Origin of the sequence: Variovorax sp. J22R115 (assembly GCF_030317005.1) — a bacterium.
Taxonomy (GTDB): Bacteria; Pseudomonadota; Gammaproteobacteria; order Burkholderiales; family Burkholderiaceae_C; genus Variovorax.
Genome location: NZ_JASZYM010000009.1, coordinates 170,631 through 188,354, shown reverse-complemented (window position 1 = coordinate 188,354; position 17,724 = coordinate 170,631). Strand labels below are relative to the sequence as shown.

At 64.3% G+C, this 17,724-nt stretch carries 15 protein-coding genes and 1 other RNA gene; 6 read left to right on the top strand and 10 right to left on the bottom strand.

What is annotated here, in order from left to right:
• Positions 1-48: 48 nt before the first annotated feature.
• The 10 genes from lapB to gyrA all read right to left on the bottom strand — a co-directional run bounded on the left by lapB (position 49) and on the right by gyrA (position 12,193).
• A complete protein-coding gene (gene lapB, locus QTI04_RS17580) occupies positions 49-1,233 on the bottom strand; it encodes a lipopolysaccharide assembly protein LapB (protein WP_286599774.1) in 1,185 nt (394 codons plus the stop codon).
• Positions 1,223-1,540 carry a lipopolysaccharide assembly LapA domain-containing protein gene (locus QTI04_RS17575; RefSeq protein WP_286599775.1) on the bottom strand — a complete coding sequence of 106 codons (318 nt, stop codon included), beginning with the start codon at positions 1,538-1,540 and terminating at the stop codon, positions 1,223-1,225. Before QTI04_RS17575 ends, lapB begins: the two co-directional genes overlap by 11 nt.
• A 56-nt stretch (positions 1,541-1,596) precedes the next feature.
• Positions 1,597-1,914, bottom strand: coding sequence for an integration host factor subunit beta (locus QTI04_RS17570; protein WP_286567171.1), 318 nt, complete (start codon positions 1,912-1,914; stop codon positions 1,597-1,599).
• 70 nt (positions 1,915-1,984) lie between these two features.
• The gene (gene rpsA / locus QTI04_RS17565) at positions 1,985-3,670 is read right to left on the bottom strand and encodes a 30S ribosomal protein S1 (protein ID WP_286599777.1); all 1,686 of its coding nucleotides are present in this window, start codon (positions 3,668-3,670) and stop codon (positions 1,985-1,987) included.
• A gap of 159 nt (positions 3,671-3,829) precedes the next feature.
• Positions 3,830-5,824: a bifunctional 3-phosphoshikimate 1-carboxyvinyltransferase/cytidylate kinase gene (locus QTI04_RS17560; protein ID WP_286616734.1), complete on the bottom strand. Its 1,995-nt coding sequence runs from the start codon at positions 5,822-5,824 to the stop codon at positions 3,830-3,832.
• A gap of 2 nt (positions 5,825-5,826) precedes the next feature.
• Entirely contained in the window at positions 5,827-6,705 is an 879-nt protein-coding gene (locus QTI04_RS17555) for a prephenate dehydrogenase/arogenate dehydrogenase family protein (RefSeq protein WP_286599780.1), read from the bottom strand.
• 9 nt (positions 6,706-6,714) lie between these two features.
• Positions 6,715-7,833 (bottom strand): prephenate dehydratase, encoded by a 1,119-nt coding sequence (pheA, locus tag QTI04_RS17550; RefSeq protein WP_286616732.1) that lies wholly within the window; start codon positions 7,831-7,833, stop codon positions 6,715-6,717.
• An 18-nt stretch (positions 7,834-7,851) separates the two neighbouring features.
• A complete protein-coding gene (gene serC, locus QTI04_RS17545) occupies positions 7,852-8,973 on the bottom strand; it encodes a 3-phosphoserine/phosphohydroxythreonine transaminase (protein ID WP_286616731.1) in 1,122 nt (373 codons plus the stop codon).
• The gene (locus QTI04_RS17540) at positions 8,970-9,548 is read right to left on the bottom strand and encodes a DUF2059 domain-containing protein (RefSeq protein WP_286599784.1); all 579 of its coding nucleotides are present in this window, start codon (positions 9,546-9,548) and stop codon (positions 8,970-8,972) included. The genes serC and QTI04_RS17540 overlap by 4 nt, the downstream gene beginning before the upstream one ends.
• The gene (gyrA, locus tag QTI04_RS17535; RefSeq protein WP_286599785.1) at positions 9,545-12,193 is read right to left on the bottom strand and encodes a DNA gyrase subunit A; all 2,649 of its coding nucleotides are present in this window, start codon (positions 12,191-12,193) and stop codon (positions 9,545-9,547) included. The genes QTI04_RS17540 and gyrA overlap by 4 nt, the downstream gene beginning before the upstream one ends.
• Positions 12,194-12,417: 224 nt before the next feature.
• On the opposite strand from gyrA, the gene ompA reads away from it, so the two are divergent.
• The 6 genes from ompA (at position 12,418) to QTI04_RS17505 (ending at position 17,681) form a co-directional block, all read left to right on the top strand.
• Complete coding sequence (gene ompA / locus QTI04_RS17530; RefSeq protein ID WP_286599786.1) at positions 12,418-13,065, top strand: outer membrane protein OmpA; 648 nt, start codon at positions 12,418-12,420, stop codon at positions 13,063-13,065.
• Between the two features lie 115 nt (positions 13,066-13,180).
• A complete protein-coding gene (gene ubiG / locus QTI04_RS17525) occupies positions 13,181-13,900 on the top strand; it encodes a bifunctional 2-polyprenyl-6-hydroxyphenol methylase/3-demethylubiquinol 3-O-methyltransferase UbiG (protein WP_286616858.1) in 720 nt (239 codons plus the stop codon).
• On the top strand, positions 13,897-14,568 hold the full coding sequence (gene gph / locus QTI04_RS17520; RefSeq protein WP_286599787.1) for a phosphoglycolate phosphatase: 672 nt from the start codon (positions 13,897-13,899) through the stop codon (positions 14,566-14,568). Before ubiG ends, gph begins: the two co-directional genes overlap by 4 nt.
• A gap of 12 nt (positions 14,569-14,580) precedes the next feature.
• Positions 14,581-14,968, top strand: a transfer-messenger RNA (tmRNA) gene (gene ssrA / locus QTI04_RS17515).
• A gap of 224 nt (positions 14,969-15,192) precedes the next feature.
• Positions 15,193-16,923 (top strand): gamma-glutamyltransferase, encoded by a 1,731-nt coding sequence (gene ggt / locus QTI04_RS17510; RefSeq protein ID WP_286616730.1) that lies wholly within the window; start codon positions 15,193-15,195, stop codon positions 16,921-16,923.
• Positions 16,923-17,681, top strand: a complete 759-nt coding sequence (locus QTI04_RS17505; protein ID WP_286599790.1) for a pseudouridine synthase — start codon at positions 16,923-16,925, stop codon at positions 17,679-17,681. The genes ggt and QTI04_RS17505 overlap by 1 nt, the downstream gene beginning before the upstream one ends.
• Positions 17,682-17,724 lie beyond the last annotated feature (43 nt).

The window sequence follows — 17,724 nt, the reverse complement described above, 5'->3', positions numbered from 1 at the left end:
ATAGCGGCGACGCCGTCGCGTGCAAGCTGGCCAACTTGCCGGACGCGGTCAGAGTTCCTCGACTCTTCGGGGAGGGTAGCTGTCCCAGGCCTGGCAGCCCGGGCAATGCCAGAAATACTGATGGGCCTCGAAGCCGCATGCAGCGCAGCGATAGCGCATGAGCGGTCGGGTGGCCTGGTCGAGCGAGCGCTGCACCTGCGGATGAAACTGCTCGTGCTCGAAGCGCTCGCCGCTGAGCCAGCGCGATGCGGCCACCAGGGAGGGGTGGTGCGCGAGATGAGCGATGTACCCGTCGCGCGGCTCCAGCATGACGTCTGCCGTGGATTGCGCGTCGTCGGGCAAGGCCGGCGTGCCACCCAGCGCGATGATCGCTTCAAGCACGTCGATCGAGGGGGATGCGACGTACCGGCGTTGCAGCAGAGCCAGCGCTTCGCCGGAACGCTGCGAAGCGACGGCAGCCTGTTGCAGCATGGCGGCGTAGAGCGGCAGCGCCAGTGGCGCGTTCTCGCTGAGCGCTTCGAGCGTGTCGAAGGCGGCGGCGGAATCGCCGTTTCGCAACTGAAGGGTGGCTGTCTCGATGGCCGGCCGTGGCGCGTGCGGTGCCAGCGCCACGGCTTCCCGCAGCGATACCGCTGCGGCATCGAGATCGCCCGCTGCCACGCGTTCGGTGGCCTGTTCGCAGAGATGGTGGGCCCGGCGCGCGCTGTAGCTGGCCTGCTCGGATTCGTCGAGCTTCTGCGCTACCGCGGCGGCTTGGGCCCATTCGCGCGAACGCTCGTAGATGGCGAGCAGCGACAGCCTGGCCTCGTTCTCGTAGCGCGTGCCCTCGAGCTTTTGCAGTGCGGCTTCCGCGCGATCGAGCAGACCGGCGCGCAGGAAGTCCTGCGCCAGTGCGTGCTGCGCGCGGTCGCGGTCGGCGCGGCTCAGGTCGCCGCGCCCCAGCAGATGTTCGTGCACGCGCACGGCGCGCTGGTATTCACCACGGCGGCGGAACAGGTTGCCGAGCGCGAAGTGCAGTTCCTGCGTGTCGGGGTCGTTCTGCACCGCTTCGATGAAGGCGTCGATGGCCTGGTCCTGCTGCTCGTTCAGCAGGAAGTTGAGCCCGCGGAAATAGGCCTTCGGGGCTTGGCGGTTCTCGATCTTCAGTTGCCGGAGGTCGAAGCGCGATGCGAGCCAGCCGAGGACGAAGGCGATAGGAAGGCCGAGGAGCAACCAGCTGAGATCAAAGTCCATGTTGGCGTACGGCGGGTAGGTCGGTGGTGACGACAGGCTGGGCGGGCGTCGTGGCGGTGGTTCCGGTCGGCGTCGGGGTGGTGGGCAACTGGGCTGCCGCGCTGCGATGCTTCCACCAGCCCGGCAGCATGCCGAGGGCGCCGACCACGAGTCCGCCCGCAAAGGCTGCGAGGACCACGAGCACGAGCGGGGCGCGCCAGGAGGTGCCGAAGAAGAAGTAGACAGTGGCGTCGTGCTGGTTGTTCAGCGCGAAGGCGAAGAGGGTAAAAAAAATGGCTGCCTTAAGCAGCCACAGGAGGTATTTCATGCGCGTCCCCGTTGGCGGGGGAATTCTATGCCCGCCTGTCGCGGACCCCAATCGCCTCAGCCGCGTTTCTGTTTCGCGGCGTCGAGCTCGACGGTTCGTGCATCGACCGCTTCGCGCAGGGCCTTGCCCGGCTTGAAGTGCGGCACACGCTTCTCCGGAATCTGCACGCTCTCGCCTGAGCGCGGATTGCGCCCGATGCGCGGAGGGCGCCGGTTCACGGTGAAACTTCCGAATCCACGGATCTCGATCCGGTGCCCGCGCACCAGCGCGTCGCTCATCGCGTCAAGAATGGTCTTGACGGCGTATTCGGCATCGCGGTGTGTCAGCTGCGCGAAGCGCGCTGCGAGTTCTTCGACAAGGTCGGAGCGGGTCATGGCAAGAAAAAACGGAGACGAAAAAAAAGGACAGAGCGGAGCATGCGCCCACTCTGTCCCCGGACGCAGCTTACTTGTCGCTGTTGTCCAGCTTTGCGCGCAGCAGGGCGCCGAGGCTGGTCGTGCCCGCGTTTTCGCGTGCCGACTGCTGGCTCAGGCTGGCCATGGCGCCTTGTTCGTCGACCATGTCCTTCTGCTTGATCGACAGCTGGATGTTGCGGGTCTTGCGATCCACATTGACCACCACGGCCGTGACTTCGTCGCCTTCCTTGAGCACGTTGCGTGCATCTTCCACGCGGTCGCGGGAGATTTCGCTGGCGCGCAGGTAGCCGATGATGTCCTCGCCGAGGTCGATTTCAGCGCCGCGGGCGTCCACAGTCTTGACCTTGCCGGTGACGATCTGGCCCTTGTCGTTCACGGTCGTGAACGTCGTGAACGGATCGCTGTCGAGCTGCTTGATGCCGAGGCTGATGCGCTCGCGGTCGACGTCGACGGCCAGCACGATCGCTTCGACTTCTTGGCCCTTCTTGTAGTTGCGAACGGCGGTTTCGCCGGCTTCGTTCCACGAGAGGTCGGACAGGTGAACCAGGCCGTCGATGCCGGCAGCCAGACCCACGAACACGCCGAAGTCGGTGATCGACTTGATCGGGCCCTTGACGCGGTCGCCGCGCTTGGTGTTCTGCGCGAACTCTTGCCACGGGTTTGCCTTGCACTGCTTCATGCCCAGGCTGATACGGCGCTTGTCTTCGTCGATTTCGAGGACCATGACTTCGACTTCATCGCCCAGCGAGACGATCTTGTTCGGAGCGATGTTCTTGTTGGTCCAGTCCATTTCGGAGACGTGCACCAGGCCTTCGATGCCGGGTTCGAGTTCGACGAACGCGCCGTAGTCGGCGATGTTCGTGACCTTGCCGAACAGGCGGGTCGACTGTGGGTAGCGGCGCGAAACGCCCATCCACGGGTCGTCGCCCATTTGCTTGAGACCCAGAGAGACACGGTTCTTCTCAGTGTCGAACTTGAGGATCTTGGCGGTGATTTCCTGGCCGGCCTGAACCACTTCGCTCGGGTGGCGAACACGGCGCCATGCCATGTCGGTGATGTGCAGCAGACCGTCGATGCCGCCGAGGTCGACGAACGCACCGTATTCGGTGATGTTCTTGACGACGCCGCGCACGACTGCGCCTTCCTTCAGGGTTTCCATCAGCTTGGCGCGTTCTTCGCCCATGCTGGCTTCGACCACGGCGCGGCGCGAGAGCACCACGTTGTTGCGCTTGCGGTCGAGCTTGATGACCTTGAATTCGAGGGTCTTGTTCTCGTAGGGGGTCAGGTCCTTGATGGGACGCGTGTCGATCAGCGAACCCGGCAGGAATGCGCGGATGCCGTTGACCAGGACGGTGAGACCGCCCTTGACCTTGCCGCTCGTCGTGCCGGTGACGAAGTCGCCGGATTCGAGGGCCTTCTCGAGCGCGAGCCACGAAGCCAGACGCTTGGCGGTGTCGCGCGAGAGGATGGTGTCGCCGTAGCCGTTTTCAACGCTGCCGATGGCAACGGAAACGAAATCGCCGGCCTGGACTTCGAGCTCGCCCTTGTCGTTCTTGAACTCTTCGATCGGCACGTAGGCTTCGGACTTGAGGCCTGCGTTGACCACGACGTGGTTGTGTTCGACACGCACGACTTCGGCGGTGATGACCTCGCCGGTGCGCATTTCGGAACGCTTCAGGGATTCTTCGAATAGGTCGGCAAAAGATTCAGACATTGTGTTTTCCTTCCGTCACGCAGGGTTTGCAGACGCACCATTGCGGCTGACTTGTATCTGGAGACGGCGGTTGTTTGGGCTTGGGGCCCGGTTGAGGTTGAACAACCAGCAGGCCGGTGCGCTGTCGCGCGGCGGGGACCTGCTGGACCGAAACGCCGATCAAGAAGACTCGAAAGGCTGTACTTGCTGCCACCAGTCCAGCACCTGTTCGACCGATTGCTCGACCGAAAGGAAGGAGTTGTCCAGGAGGCGGGCGTCAGGCGCCGGCTTGAGTGGCGCGACGCTGCGGGACGAATCCCGGAGGTCACGCGCCTCCAGGTCGGCGCGAAGGGTATCAATTGTAGTCGAAATACCCTTTGAAATCAATTGCTTATAGCGCCGTTCGGCCCGGTGAGCGGCGCTGGCGGTGAGGAAAACCTTGAGCTTGGCGTCGGGAAAGACCACCGTGCCCATGTCGCGGCCATCGGCCACCAGGCCGGGCAGGCGACGGAAGCTTCTTTGCAGCGCCAGCAAGGCGGTGCGAACGGCGGGCAGCGCCGATACGCGGGAGGCATCCATGCCGGCGGCCTCGCTGCGGATCGCGTCGCTCACGTCTTCGCCGGCCAGCAGGACGCTGCCTTCACTGAAGCCCAAGGGCAAGGTACGGGCGAGTTCGGCGATCCGGGCCTCGTGCTCGGCGGTGGCATCCAGGCCGCTGCGACGCATGGCAAGACCGGTGACGCGGTAGAGCGAACCCGAGTCGAGGTAGTGGTATCCGAGGCGGCGTGCCACTTCGACGGTGAGCGTCCCCTTGCCGGACGCGGTCGGGCCGTCAATGCAGATCACCGGCACTTCGACGGCCCTGGCCACCGAGAACAAGGTTTCGAAGTAGTCGGGGAAGGTCTTGGCGACGCAGTGCGGATCCAGAATGCGCACCGCCACGCCGGCCGGATTGAACGCTGCCAGCGAGAAGCACATCGCCACCCGGTGGTCGTCGTAGGTGCGGATGCTTGCTGCGCGCCAATCCGCCGGGGCCAGCGGATGAACGCGGATGAAGTCCGGGCCGTCCTCGACCGTGGCACCGAGCTTGCGCAACTCGTTCGCCATGGCATCGATGCGATCGGTTTCCTTCACGCGCCAGCTCGCGATGTTGCGCAGGGTGCTGGGGCCGTCCGCGTAGAGCGCCATCACGGCCAGGGTCATGGCTGCGTCGGGAATGTGATTCGCGTCGATGTCGATCGATTTGAGCGGCCATATCCCCCGCGAAATCTCGAGCCAGTTCGGTCCGCTTTCGACGCGGGCGCCCATTTGGCGGGCGGCCTCGACGAAGCGGATGTCGCCCTGGATCGAGTCGGCGCCGACGCCTTCGATCCGGATTCCCGAACCGTGGGCAATGGCGCCGAACGCGATGAAGTAGCTCGCCGACGACGCGTCGGCCTCGACGTGAATCTCTCCGGGCGAGCGGTACTCGCTGCCCGCCGGAATTGTGAATCGCTGCCAGCCATCCCGCTTCACGACGATGCCGAAGCGCGCGAGCAGGTTGAGCGTGATCTCGATGTAAGGCTTGGATATGAGTTCGCCGACCACCTCGATCACGATGTCCCGGCGTGCCGCGAGAGGCAGGGCCAGCAGCAGCGCGGTCAAGAACTGGCTGGACACATCACCGCGTACGCGGATCGGTGCATCGAGTTGGAGCGAATCGAGCGCGACGGGATGAATCCGCAGTGGGGGATAGCCCGGGTTGCCGAGATAGTCGATGTGGCAGCCAAGCTGGGTCAGCGCATCGACGAGGTCACCGATCGGACGCTCGTGCATGCGAGGCACGCCGCGCAGTTCGAATTCGCCGCCCAGAAGCGCCAGTGCGGCGGTGAGCGGGCGCATCGCCGTGCCGGCGTTGCCCAGGAACAGCGAAGCCTCAGGGGTTCGGAGCTTGCCGCCGAGCCCTTCGATGCGCAGGGTGTTGTCGGACCGGTCGATGCCGCAGCCGAGCGCGGCCAGCGCATCCAGCATGACGCGTGTGTCGTCCGAGTCCAGCAGGTCGCGCACTGTCGTCGTGCCGCTGGCGAGCGCCGCCAGCAGCAGCACCCGGTTGGAGATGCTCTTGGAGCCTGGCAGGCGGACGGTGCCGGCTGCCGCTGCGAGCGGCGGAATATCGAGGAAGGGGGTCGAGAACATCGTCAGTCGGGCGAAGCCGCCGCGCCCGGCTGCCATTGCGCACGAGTGCGGCTCGCCGCGGCGATGGCGTCCTCGAGAGCTTGCGCATTGCCCGACGCCACCATGGCTTCAAGTTGCGTCAGTGCGTCGCGAAACGCCTGCGACTGGAGCAGCACTTGTTCGCGATTGGCGAGCAGGACGTCGCGCCACATGGCCGGATCGCTGGCCGCGATGCGCGTGAAGTCGCGAAAGCCGGGGCCGGCCAGCTCCAGGAAGCGTTCGCCCTGTGGCTGCGCGGCAATGGCATTGGTGAAAGCGAAGGCGAGCAGGTGGGGCAAGTGGCTGACGGCGGCGAAGGCGCTGTCATGCGCCTCGTAGGTCATCGTCACCACCTTGGCGCCGATGCCGGTCCAGACCTGCGTGGCCCGCTGGACGTTGGAGCGCAACGTGGCCTTGATCGGCGTGAGCACCACCTGGCGTCCGGTGTAGAGGCCGGCATCGGCATGCTCGACACCGGCGACTTCCTTGCCGGCGATGGGATGCGCCGGAACAAATGCACCGAGCTGGTCCTGCAGTCCGCGGCGCGCGGCCTCGATCACGTCGCCCTTGGTCGATCCCACGTCCATCACCAGCATCTGCTCGGTGATGCCGTGGCGGATCGCCTTGAATGTCTGTTCGGAGGCGCCGACCGGCACGGCGATCAGGACCAGATCGGCCCCCGACACCGCGAGCAGGGCCGAAGGCGCGGCCACGTCGATCACGCCCAACTGCTTGGCGCGCTCGGTGGTGGAAGGCGACTTGCTGTAGCCAACCACGCGCTTGACCAGACGGGCGCGCTTAAGTGCCAGGGCGAAAGATCCGCCCATCAATCCGCAGCCGATCAGACCCAACTGTTCGAACATCGCTGGGCCTCAGGCGGTGACGGGATAGGCGCCGATGACCTTGTAGAACGCGCAAAGCTTGCGCAGTTCGGCCAGCGCGGCAGCCACGTTGGGCTGCGAGGGATGCCCGTCGAGGTCGATGTAGAAGTAGTACTCCCACTGGCCAGTGCGCGCGGGGCGCGACTCGAAGCGGGTCATCGAGACGTTGTTGTTCTTGAGCGGCACCAGCAGGTCATGGACCGCGCCGGGGCGATTGGGCACTGACACGACGAGGCTGGTGCAGTCCTTGCCCGACGAGGGTGGCATCGCGAGGGTCTGCGGCAGGCAAATGACGGCAAAGCGGGTGCGGTTGTACGAGTCGTCCTGGATCGCATGCGCCACGATGTGCAGTCCGAAGCGCGTGGCGGCGCGTTCGCTAGCGAGCGCGGCCCAGGCGGGATTGCCGGCTGCGAGCCGGGCGCCTTCGGCATTGCTGGAGACTGCACGGCGTTCCGCGTGCGGGAGATGCTTGGAAAGCCAGGTCTGGCACTGGGCGAGCGCTTGTGGATGGGCGAGGACCGCCTCGATGCCTTCGAGTTCATTGCTGGTGCGCAGCAAATGATGCCGCACCAGCAAGCTGACTTCGCCGACGACGTGAGTGGGCGAGTGCAGGAACAGGTCGAGCGAGCGGGTGACGACGCCCTCGGTGGAATTCTCGACGCCGACCACGCCGTATTGAGCACTCCCTGCGGCGGTAGCGTGGAAGACTTCGTCGAAGCTCGCGCAGTAGATGAGGTCGGCGGCGCCGCCGAAGTACTCGACGGCGGCCTGTTCGCAGAACGTGCCTTCGGGGCCCAGCACGGCCACCCGCTGGGGCGACTCCAGCGCGAGGCAGGCCGACGTGATCTCTCGCCAGATGGCCGCCACGTGCAGGTCCTTGAGCGGACCGCCGTTGCTCTGCTGCATCTTCTCGATGACTTGCGCGACCCGATCTGGGCGGAAGAAGGGCGTGCCTTCGCGCTTCTTGACCTCGCCGACCTGCTCGGCGACATGCGCGCGCCGGTTCAGGAGATCGAGAAGCTGCTGGTCGAGCGAGTCGATCTGCACTCGCAGATCGGCAAGGCTGGAGGAGATGTCAGGGGTGGAGGGCTGGGGGGCGGGTGCGGTCATCGTTGAGGTGCGCAGCGTCTAGGCATGCGACCGTTCGAATTCTCGCATGTAGGACACGAGCGCCTGCACTCCGGTCAGCGGCATGGCGTTGTAAATGCTGGCGCGCATGCCGCCGACGGACTTGTGGCCCTTGAGCTGCAGCAGGCCCGCTTCGCGCGCGCCTGCGAGGAACGCGTCGTTGCGGCTTTCGTCGCGCAGGAAGAAGGGCACGTTCATGCGCGATCGGCAGGCGGCGTCGACCCTGTTGTCATAGAAGCCGGACCCGTCGATGAAGTCGTACAGGAGGCGTGCCTTCGCGATGTTGCGCGCTTCCATGGCACCGACACCGGTGAGCGCGCCCTCGGTCTGCTGACGCAGCCACTGGAAGGTCAGCCCGGCGATGTAGATGCCCCACGTGGGGGGCGTGTTGTACATCGACTGGTTGTCGGCGACCGTCTTGTAGTTGAAAGCGCTGGGGCAGATCCCGAGTGCATGGCCGAGCAGGTCATCCCGCACGATCACGATCGTGAGGCCGGCCGGACCCAGGTTCTTCTGGGCTCCGCCGAAAGCGAGCCCGACGCGGCGCCAATCCACCGGCCGCGAAGCCACGTGGGACGAGAAGTCCATGACCAAGGGGGCCTTGCTGCCGAGGGCTGCAAGGTCGGGCAGTTCCTGAAATTCGACGCCGTTGATCGTCTCGTTGCTGCAGATATGCACGTACGACGCATCGTTCGAAAGCTTCCAGGTCGACGGGTCGGGCAGGCGCGTGTGCTGCTCCGCAGCATTGGTCGCCGCGATGTTCACCTTGCAGTAGCGCTGCGCTTCCTTCTGCGACTTGGCGCTCCAACTGCCCGTGACCACGAAATCCGCGCTGGTACCGCGCGACAGGTTCATCGGAACGATCGCGTTTTCGCCCAGCCCGCCCCCTTGCATGAAGAGGATGTGGAACTGTTCCGGCACCGCGAGGAGATCGCGGATGTCGGTTTCGGCCTGCCTGCAGATCGCGCCGAACTCCTTGCCGCGATGGCTCATCTCCATCACGCTCATGCCGCTGCCTTCCCAGTCCAGCATCTCGGCGGCGGCACGCTGCAGCACCGCCTCCGGCATCGCAGCCGGACCGGCGGAGAAGTTGTACGGGCGCGGACCCGCTGGCTGCGTCACTTCTTGGCGGGCGCCTTGGCGGGCGCTGCCTTGGCTCCTGCTGCGCCACCCACCGGAGCGCCCAGCGCCTTGGCGACGCTGCTGTCGAGAGCGACCATCTTGGGTTCGATCGAGGCACGCGTTTCGGCAACCAGCTTTTCCGTCAAAGCGGTCTGCAGCTTGGGATTCATCTCCTGGTACTTCTTGCTCAGCGGCGAGTTGATCCACGCCAGCAGCTGGCGCATTTCTTCTTCGCTGAAGTTCTGTTCCATGATGGGCGTCAGGGCGCCCGGCGCGAGTTGCACGGCCTTGTCGCGCACGATGGGATAGGCCTCATCGAAGTACTTCTTGAGTTCGGCGTCGGCCGCCTTGGCTGCTGCTTCACGCTTCTCGGCGGGAACCTGCGTCTGCAGGTACTGCGAGCCTGCCTGGGCGATAGGGGCGCTCGACTGCTCGACCAGACCGCGCGCCAGCGATTCGATGCCGGGCTTCTGCAGATCGACGAACTGCTTGATGAGCGCGGCCTTGTCCTGGGCCATGGCCAGCGAACTGCCGGCAAGCGCGACCGTCAGGAGCGCGAGTTTGATTTTTTTCACTGAGGATTCTCCGTTGAAGATGATGAGGAAGTGTCGTCGGCGCCGGGCTCGTTCTCGACGTTCGCGTCGTTCTCGACGATACGCTGCAGCCCGCTGAGCTTGGCACCTTCGTCGAGCCCGATCAGCGTGACGCCTTGCGTCGCGCGACCGAGTTCGCGAATTTCGGCGACCCGTGTGCGCACGAGCACACCCTTGTCGGTGATGAGCATGATCTCGTCGTCGGCATGCACGAGAGTCGCGGCCACCACCTTGCCGTTACGTTCACTCTGTTGAATAGCGATCATGCCTTTGGTTCCCCGGCCATGACGCGTGTACTCGGTAATGCTTGTTCTTTTTCCGTAACCGTTTTCCGTGGCCGTCAAGACGCTTTGCTGCTCGTCCTCGGCGACGAGCATGGCGATCACGCCCTGGCCGTCCTCGAGCGTCATGCCGCGCACGCCGCGGGCGTTGCGGCCCATGGGGCGCACGTCGTTTTCGTCAAAACGGACCGCCTTGCCGCCGTCGGAGAACAGCATCACGTCATGTGCGCCGTCGGTCAGCGCTGCGCCGATCAGGTAGTCGCCCGGATCGAGATCCACGGCGATGATGCCGGCCTTGCGCGGGTTGCTGAACTCGTCGAGCGCGGTCTTCTTGACCGTGCCCATCGAGGTCGCCATGAACACATACTGGTTGGCGGGGAAGGTACGCTTCTCGCCGGTCAGCGCCAGCACGACGTTGATCTTCTCGCCCTCCTGGAGCGGGAACATGTTGACGATCGGCCGACCCCTGGAGCCGCGCGACCCTGCGGGCACTTCCCAGACCTTGAGCCAATAGAGGCGACCGCGATTCGAGAAGCAGAGGATGTAGTCGTGCGTGTTCGCGATGAAGAGCTGGTCGATCCAGTCGTCCTCTTTGGTCGCCGTGGCCTGCTTGCCGCGGCCGCCGCGTTTCTGGGCCCGGTACTCGCCCAATGGCTGGCTCTTGATATAGCCGCTGTGGGAGAGAGTCACGACCATGTCGGTCGGCGTGATCAAGTCTTCCGTGGAAAGGTCGAAGGCGCTGTGCTCGACCTGGCTGCGGCGCACGCCCAGCTTGGTCTGGCCGAATTCCTGTTTGATCGTGGCGAGCTCGTCGCCGATGATCACCGAGACGCGTTCGGGCTTGGCCAGGATGTCGAGCAGATCGTCGATCTCGGCCATCACTTCCTTGTACTCGGCGACGATCTTGTCTTGCTCCAGACCCGTCAGGCGCTGCAGTCGCATCTGCAGGATTTCCTGAGCCTGCGTGTCCGACAGCCTGTAGAGGCCGTTCGTGTTCATGCCGAATTCGCGTTCGAGACCATCCGGGCGGTAGTCGTCGGCATTGATTACGCCACCGTCGGCGCGCGTGCGGGTGAGCATCTCGCGCACCAGCTTGCTGTCCCAGGCGCGACTCATCAGCTCGGCCTTGGCGACCGGGGGCGTCGGCGCATTGCGGATGATCGCGATGAACTCGTCGATATTGGCGAGGGCGACGGCCAGGCCTTCCAGCACGTGGCCGCGTTCGCGGGCCTTGCGCAGGTTGAACACGGTGCGGCGGGTCACGACTTCGCGACGGTGCTGCAGGAAGACCTCGATCAAGTCCTTCAAGTTGCACAGCTTCGGCTGGCCGTCCACGAGGGCCACCATGTTGATGCCGAAGGTGTCCTGTAGCTGCGTCTGCTTGTAGAGGTTGTTGAGTACGACCTCGGGCACTTCGCCACGCTTGAGCTCGATGACCAAGCGCATACCCGACTTGTCGGACTCGTCCTGGATATGGCTGATGCCTTCGATCTTCTTCTCGTGCACCAGCTCGGCCATGCGCTCCTGGAGCGTCTTCTTGTTGACCTGGTAGGGGAGCTCGTCGACGATGATCGCCTGGCGCTGGCCGCGATCGATGTCCTCGAAGTGGCACTTGGCGCGCATCACGACCTTGCCGCGGCCGGTGCGGTAGCCGTCCTTGATGCCGTTGATGCCGTAGATGATCCCGGCCGTGGGGAAATCGGGTGCCGGCACGATCTCCATCAAGTCGTCGATGCTGGCTTCCGGATGGCGCAGAAGGTGCAGGCAGGCGTCGACAACTTCGTTCAGGTTGTGCGGCGGAATATTGGTCGCCATGCCCACCGCGATACCACCGGCGCCATTGACCAGCAGATTCGGCAGCTTGCTCGGCAATACCAAAGGCTCTTTTTCGGAGCCGTCGTAATTCGGGCCGAAATCGACAGTTTCCTTGTCAATATCAGCCAGCATTTCATGCGCAATTTTGGCAAGGCGAATCTCGGTATAGCGCATGGCGGCTGCCATATCGCCATCAACCGAACCGAAATTGCCTTGGCCATCCACCAGCATATGGCGCATGGAGAAGTTCTGCGCCATCCGCACGATGGTGTCGTAAACCGACTGGTCGCCGTGGGGGTGGTACTTGCCGATGACGTCTCCGACGATACGGGCCGACTTCTTGTAGGGCCGGTTCCAGTCGTTGTTGAGTTCGTGCATCGCATACAACACGCGCCGGTGCACCGGTTTGAGGCCGTCCCGGGCATCCGGGAGCGCGCGTCCCACGATCACGCTCATGGCGTAGTCGAGATAGCTGCGACGCATTTCCTCTTCGAGGCTGATGGGTAGAGTTTCTTTGGCGAACGAGGTCATGGGCGGCGGGCAGACGGCAAGGAGGCGAAATTTTACGCTGCCTGGGGTGTCGCACCGCCGCAACACAAGGCCGGTATTCCGCCTCCGTCCTACGCTTCAGGGGTGCCTGCCGGGCTGTTTGCCAAAGACCCTATGGCACAATCGCCTCAACGTTTTGGGTGGTGGTCACTTAAAGCGTCCTTGATTCGCAGCGCGGCTGCGGCTTTTTCCCCAAGAGGAGAACCATGAAGAAACTGAATAAAGTGGCGATGATGTTTGCAGTCGCTGCGCTCGCCACTGCCGCCGGCGCGCAGAACCGTGTCACCGCAGCGAATGGCGGTCCGGTGATCGACAACTGGCAAAACGGCACCGGCGAACTGGTTTGGAAAAATGGCACCAACGAACTCTGCTGGCGCGATGCCAACTGGACGCCCGCAACGGCTGCCGCCGGTTGCGACGGCGCGCTGGTTCCCCCGCCCCCGCCCGTAGCAGCAGCCCCCACCCCGCCGGCACCTGTGCCCCCGGCTGTCGCCGCTTCGAAGGTTACCTTCGCAGCTGACGCATTCTTCGACTTTGACAAGTACGTTCTCAAGCCCGAAGGCCGCGCCAAGCTGGACGACCTGGTCTCGAAGATCAAGGACGTGAACCTCGAAGTGATCATCGCTGTCGGTCACACCGACTCGATCGGTACCGTTGCCTACAACCAGAAGCTGTCGGTTCGCCGCGCTGAAGCCGTCAAGGCCTATCTGGTCTCGAAGGGCATCGAAAAGAACCGCGTCTACACCGAAGGCAAGGGCAAGAGCCAGCCTATCGCTGACAACCGCACTGCCGAAGGCCGCGCCAAGAACCGTCGCGTGGAAATCGAAGTGGTCGGTACCCGCCCCAACAAGTGATTCGCAAGAATCGCTAATGAAACCCCGCCTCGGCGGGGTTTTTTTATGGTCGATCGCGACGCGGGCAAGGCCTCGCGAGCGTGTGTCCGCAATTCCGTCGATTCATAATCGCTGGATGACCGATACCGTGAATGCCGATCCAGCAGAACTGGCCAAATTTTCCGAACTGGCGCACCGCTGGTGGGATCTCGAAAGTGAATTCCGCCCGCTGCACGAAATTAATCCGCTGCGACTGGAGTGGATCGACGGCATCGCGGCGATCGCGGCGCGCAAGGTGCTTGATGTCGGCTGCGGCGGCGGGATTCTCGCCGACTCCATGGCGCGCAAGGGCGCCGAGGTGCTGGGCATCGACCTGGCCGACAAGGCCCTCAAGGTGGCGCAGCTGCATGCGCTGGAGGCCGGGACGCGCGGCGTGAAGTACCGGTCGGTCAGCGTCGAGGCCCTGGCGGCCGAACAGCCCGAAAGCTTCGATGTCGTGACCTGCATGGAAATGCTCGAACACGTACCACAACCCGCGTCGGTCGTGAAGGCCTGTGCCGACCTCGTCAAGCCTGGCGGATGGGTGTTCTTCTCGACCATTCATCGAAATCTCAAGTCCTTCCTCTTCGCGATCGTGGGGGCGGAGTACGTGCTGGGGATGCTGCCGCGCGGCACGCACGAGTACCAGAAGCTGATCCGCCCCAGCGAGCTTGCCGCCCATTGCCGAGCCGCGAACCTCGACTTGCGCCATACGCGCGGCATGGAGCACAACCCCGTGACGCGGCGCTACTGGCTGAGCGATGACACCACCGTCAATTACATGTTTGCCACCCAGAAGCCGGCGGTGCGTCAGTGACGGGGCGCAGCGATACCCAAGCCGTCCTTTTCGACCTGGACGGCACCTTGATCGACAGCGCCCCGGATCTTGGTGCCGCGGCCGACCAGATGCGCACGGAACGGGGTCTCGCTTCCATTCCGTTGGAGCGCTATCGGCCGATGGCCGGTGCCGGCGCTCGCGGCATGCTGGGTGTGGCGTTCGGTATCAAGCCCGATTCGCCCGAATTTGCACCATTGCGCGAAGAGTTCTTCCTCAACTACGAGGCCAGGATGCTTCGCAATACCCAGGTCTTCGACGGCGTGGCTGAACTCATCGAGGCGCTCCGCGCGCGGGGCCTGCGCTGGGGCGTCGTCACCAACAAGTCCGTGCGATTCACCGGCCCGCTCACGCGTTCGATGCCTCTGTTCGCCACCGCCAAAGCCATCGTCAGCGGCGATACGACGCCTTACGCCAAGCCCCATCCGGAGCCCTTGCTCGAAGCGGCGCGTCAGCTCGGCGTGCCGCCGACTTCCTGCTTTTACGTCGGGGACGACGAGCGGGATATCCTGGCCGGTCGGGCCGCCGGGATGCGAACGGTCGCCGCAACTTACGGCTACATGGGCGAACAGGCGGAAGTGGCGCGCTGGGACGCCGACGCCGCCATTTCTTCGCCCCTCGAACTCTTGCAGTTGCTCAAACAGGCCTAAAATGGGTCGCTTGGGGCTGCACTGGTTTCGACGCGGGTTCGGAATCGCAGCGGGGCATGTCGAGCTGAATGCGCTCGTAAAACAGATTCAAACAAACTAACTGCAAACGACGAACGTTTCGCACTCGCCGCTTAATTGCCGGTGAGCTTTGCAACAGCAGGCCGATGGGCTGGGCAAGGGGGCGCTAGAGCAATCTGACGCCTCCCGGCTGCAAAGATAATCTACATGGGCTGGCTCCGATCCGGGTACCTTGGGTCGGGACGAGAAAATAGGGTACTGGCGGCCGGTGTAGCGTGCGACTGCGCGACACCGGTGGCGAGACCCAAATCAGACCGCTAAACATGTAGATCTGCGCGAAGAAGGCTTGCGGACGGGGGTTCAAATCCCCCCAGCTCCACCACACTCGACGACCGGCGCCAACGGAAGACTTTGGCGCCGGGTTCACTTCCAGAACCTCTGCCCACTACGCATTCCGCACTCCGAGTGCTGTCGCTGAGCGGCCGCGATCGACCCGCTGTGGGTTGCGTCGCACGAGCTGTGTCGCACGACAGAGCCGTGCTCTTTCGCCCTGCATGCGCGAGCTATAGTCCCCGACGTCGCTGCGGCATACATGGGACATGAGACATGAAAAAACTGGAATGGACGGGGGCGCTTCGCACCTCGGTTGCGCTGGCTCTGGCCGGAGCCGCTCAACTTCACGCGGCGTCGCTTGCGCCGGTCTCAGCCGAAAACGGCATGGTGGTCAGCGCGCAGCATCTCGCCACCCAGGTCGGCGTTGACGTGCTCAGGCGCGGCGGCAACGCGATCGACTCTGCGGTCGCCGTCGGCTACGCGTTGGCGGTGGTCTACCCCGCGGCCGGCAACCTCGGCGGCGGTGGATTCATGACCGTGCAATTGGCCGACGGGCGCAAGACCTTTCTTGATTTCCGTGAGAAAGCGCCGCTGGCGGCGACTGCCAACATGTACCTCGACAAAGACGGCAACGTCATCAAGGGCCTGAGCACCAACGGTCACCTTGCCGTCGGCGTACCGGGCACCGTGTCCGGGCTCGAGCTGGCGCGCGAGAAGTACGGCACCATGAAGCGCGCAGCCTTGATCGCGCCTTCGATCAAGCTGGCTGAGCGCGGATTCGTCCTGGAGCAGGGCGATATCGACATGCTGACAACCGCCACCGCTGACTTCAAGAAGGACGCCGTCTCCGGTGCGATCTTCCTGAACAAGGGCGAACCCTTTGCGGTCGGCCAGAAGCTGGTCCAGAAGGACCTGGCGAAGACACTCAGGGCCATCAGCCGCAACGGCACCGAAGGCTTCTACAAGGGGCCCATAGGCGCTGCGATCGTGGCATCGAGCCAGGCGGGGAAAGGGCTCATCACGCAGGCTGACCTCGACCAGTACCAGACGCGCGAACTCCCGCCCGTCGAATGCGATTACCGGGGCTACCACGTGATCTCGGCGCCGCCGCCGAGCTCTGGCGGGGTGGTCATCTGCGAAATGCTGAACATCCTCGAGGGCTATCCGCTCAAGGACCTCGGCTTCCGCTCGGCGCAAGCCGTGCACTACCAGATCGAGGCGATGCGCCATGCGTACGTCGATCGCAACAGCTACCTGGGCGACCCCGACTTCGTGAAGAACCCACTCGACCGGCTGCTCGACAAAGGCTATGCCGCAAAGATCCGTGGCGTGATCGACCCCGCAAAAGCGGGCGTCTCCAAGGACATCAAGCCCGGCGTCGCTCCGCACGAGGGCAGCAACACCACACACTATTCCATCGTCGACCAGTGGGGCAATGCAGTTTCGGTGACCTACACCCTCAACGACTGGTTCGGCGCCAAGGTGACGGCCGCGAAAACAGGCGTGCTGCTCAACAACGAGATGGACGACTTCACTTCGAAGGTCGGCGTGCCCAACATGTACGGCCTTGTGCAGGGCGAAGCCAATGCGATCGCGCCGGGCAAGCGCCCGCTGAGTTCGATGAGCCCGACCATCATGACCAAGGATGGCAAGCCGGTCTTCGTCGTCGGTACGCCGGGCGGCAGCCGGATCATCACGGTCGTGCTCCACACCATCCTGAACGTGGTCGACTACGGGATGAACGTGCAGGAGGCGGTCGACGCACCGCGCTTCCACCAGCAATGGCTGCCCGACGTGACCAACGTCGAGACCTTCGCGCTCTCGCCGGACACGCGCAAGATCCTCTCGGACATGGGCCACAACCTGGGTGTGCCGCAGCCGGCCAACCATGCGGCGGCGATCATCGTCGGCGCGCCGTCACTCGGTGGCAAGCCGGTGGGCGCCAACCGCTTCTATGGCGCCAACGATCCGCGTCGCAACACCGGCCTGGCGCTCGGCTACTGATGCGCATCGAGGAAATTCTCTACACGCAGGGTTTTGGCACACGCCGCGTGTGCGCGGGGCTGGTGCAGCAAGGCTTCGTGACGATCGCGGGTTCCCCGGTCGACGATCCGGGGCGCGACGTCGAAACCGAAGGTCTTCGCTTCACCGTGCAGGGCGCCGAGTGGGAATACCACGAGAAAGCCTACCTGATGCTGCACAAGCCGGCCGGCACGGAGTGCTCCCAGAAGCCGTCGACCTACCCCAGCATCTACACCTTGCTACCGTCGCCGTTGCGGCTGCGGCCGAACAAGGGCGCAGTGCAAGGCGTGCAGGCGATCGGGCGGCTCGACCAGGACACCACGGGCTTGCTGCTCCTGACCGACGACGGCCAGTTCATCCATCGGATGGGCTCGCCCAAGCACCATGTGCCTAAGGTCTACGAGGTCACGACCAAGCATCCCGTCGACGACGAGCAGGTGGCACGCCTGCTCGCCGGCGTCGTCCTGGACGACGATCCGAAGCCGGTGCGCGCGGCCGCGTGCGAGCTTGCCGGGCCGCTCCATCTGAGCCTCACGCTCACCGAGGGCAAATACCATCAGGTCAAACGCATGCTGGCCGCCGTCGGCAACCGGGTCGAGGCCTTGCACCGATCGCGCATCGGCGTGCTCACCTTACCTGACGACCTGGCGCCCGGCCAGTGGCGCTGGCTGCGACCGGAGGAGGTCGAAGCCTTGCGGCACCCGCGCGGCGGTCAGCCCGCGGTGGGAGCCGCTCGCTAGAATCCATGTTCTTCTGCCGGAAAACGTCCCTTGCGCTCCATTC

Excerpts from the sequence above, each read along its gene's own strand:
- QTI04_RS17560 (WP_286616734.1), bottom strand. The coding sequence starts at position 5,824 with ATGTTCTCGACCCCCTTCCTCGATATTCCGCCGCTCGCAGCGGCAGCC.
- ggt (WP_286616730.1), top strand. The coding sequence starts at position 15,193 with ATGAAAAAACTGGAATGGACGGGGGCGCTTCGCACCTCGGTTGCGCTG.
- ompA (WP_286599786.1), top strand. The coding sequence starts at position 12,418 with ATGAAGAAACTGAATAAAGTGGCGATGATGTTTGCAGTCGCTGCGCTC.
- QTI04_RS17555 (WP_286599780.1), bottom strand. The coding sequence starts at position 6,705 with ATGTTCGAACAGTTGGGTCTGATCGGCTGCGGATTGATGGGCGGATCT.
- pheA (WP_286616732.1), bottom strand. The coding sequence starts at position 7,833 with ATGACCGCACCCGCCCCCCAGCCCTCCACCCCTGACATCTCCTCCAGC.
- QTI04_RS17570 (WP_286567171.1), bottom strand. The coding sequence starts at position 1,914 with ATGACCCGCTCCGACCTTGTCGAAGAACTCGCAGCGCGCTTCGCGCAG.
- ubiG (WP_286616858.1), top strand. The coding sequence starts at position 13,181 with ATGACCGATACCGTGAATGCCGATCCAGCAGAACTGGCCAAATTTTCC.
- QTI04_RS17505 (WP_286599790.1), top strand. The coding sequence starts at position 16,923 with ATGCGCATCGAGGAAATTCTCTACACGCAGGGTTTTGGCACACGCCGC.
- QTI04_RS17575 (WP_286599775.1), bottom strand. The coding sequence starts at position 1,540 with ATGAAATACCTCCTGTGGCTGCTTAAGGCAGCCATTTTTTTTACCCTC.
- rpsA (WP_286599777.1), bottom strand. The coding sequence starts at position 3,670 with ATGTCTGAATCTTTTGCCGACCTATTCGAAGAATCCCTGAAGCGTTCC.
- lapB (WP_286599774.1), bottom strand. The coding sequence starts at position 1,233 with ATGGACTTTGATCTCAGCTGGTTGCTCCTCGGCCTTCCTATCGCCTTC.
- gyrA (WP_286599785.1), bottom strand. The coding sequence starts at position 12,193 with ATGACCTCGTTCGCCAAAGAAACTCTACCCATCAGCCTCGAAGAGGAA.